Here is a 1,525-nt window from a genome sequence, read left to right as displayed (position 1 = left end):
GATGCTCCTATGGATGTCAAGCTGCCTTCGGTGTTTGCTGACTCGGGAGATTGGTCGCGGTGAGGACGTAGTAGACCTCGCGGGCGATGAGGCGTTTGAGGCAGCGGATGATGTCCTTTTTGGACAGGCCCTCTTCGGTCCGTCTGCGCATGTATGCCTGGGTGCGTGGGTCCCAGCGCAGTCGGCACAACACGATCCGGTAGAGGGCGGCGTTGGCCTGTCGGTCTCCGCCGCGGTTGAGCCGGTGGCGGTGGGTCTTGCCCGAGGATGCCGGGATGGGCGCGACGCCGCACAGCATCGCGAAGGCCGCTTCGGACCGTAGCCGCTGGTGGTTCTGCCCCGCCGTGACCAGGAGCTGTCCGGCCACGTCGGCGCCGACGCCGTTGAGTTCGAGTAGGGCGGGGTTGATTGCGGTGACCAGGGGCGTGATCAACTTATCGAGGTCGGCGATCTCCTCGGTGAGCTGCTGGTGGCGGCGGGCCAGGGTCCGCAGCGCGACTTTGGCGGCCTGAACCGGGTCCCCAGCACGAGTCCGGTCGGGACGCATCCCGACGCAGGTGGCCAGGAGGTCGCGGTCGGGCAGGGAGCGGAGCTGCTCACGCAGGAGATCGTTGGCGGTGATGATCAGGGTCTTGATCTGGCGCATGCAGTCCGCGCGTTGATCTATCGCGCTGCGCCGGGCCACGCGCAGGTTCCGCAGGGCCTCAACGTGCCCATCACGGACCTTGGGGAGGCCGGTGCGGACTCCGGCCAACGCGGCACGAGCGGCGGCTTCGGCGTCGAGCGGGTCTGACTTGCCCGCGAAACGGCGGGTCTTGCGGTCGGTCCGGTCGACCTCGACCAGGCTGACCCCGGCGGCTTGTAGGTGTCGGGCTAGGCCGGCACCGTAGGCACCGGTGCCCTCGATCCCGATGACCAACAACAACCCGAAGGACCGGACCCAAGCCAGGAGATCGGCATAGCCGCGTCCCGTGGCCGCGAAAGTGTGGTGCTCCAGCAGCCGTCCTGCTGTGTCGATCACGGCGACGGTGTGGGTGTCTTGATGGGTGTCGACCCCGGCTGCGACCTTGATCAGCCTGGGCTGGTCGCGTTCTGCTTCTCGTGCGATGGTGGACATCGCCGTCCTTTCACTCAACCGGTAGGGCGGCACGCACCGCCGAAAGGTGAGCGGACAAGACAGTGATGGGTGCCTGCTGGCACAGGCTCCTATGAGGTCACGAACCCCTCGCTGGTGAGTGCGACGAGCCCCGCAACGGATCGACCGACAGATCCCGTTGAAGACCCTCAGTCAGTCAGTCGCTGAGTCAGGACGACCGCTGCGGGGCTCACCCACATCATCACTGTCAGTCGTGGAGGTCGGACGTATCGGTGTCGTCGAAGCCATGGCCCGACAGCACGGCGGAGCGCGCGATCGCCACACCGCCCACCACTGACGTGGCCAGCTGCAGGGCGATGGCGATGATCACCTTGACGAGATCGTCGAGGTCGGGGTCCACCAGGGCGGTGCCGCCGACCACGAAGGCCA

General features: G+C 66.9%; 1 protein-coding gene and 1 pseudogene. Both read right to left on the bottom strand.

Annotation, left to right across the window (positions count from 1 at the left end):
* Positions 1 to 16: 16 nt before the first annotated feature.
* Complete coding sequence (locus BHE97_RS09260) at positions 17 to 1,117, bottom strand: IS110 family transposase (protein WP_087623757.1); 1,101 nt, start codon at positions 1,115 to 1,117, stop codon at positions 17 to 19.
* A gap of 226 nt (positions 1,118 to 1,343) precedes the next feature.
* Positions 1,344 to 1,525: pseudogene (locus tag BHE97_RS09255) on the bottom strand (sodium:proton antiporter); the annotation flags it as partial.

Source organism: Aeromicrobium sp. PE09-221, assembly GCF_002174305.1.
Classification (GTDB): Bacteria; Actinomycetota; Actinomycetes; order Propionibacteriales; family Nocardioidaceae; genus Aeromicrobium.
Note: the sequence above shows the minus strand (reverse complement) of the source record. Positions and strands in the feature narration are given on the sequence as shown.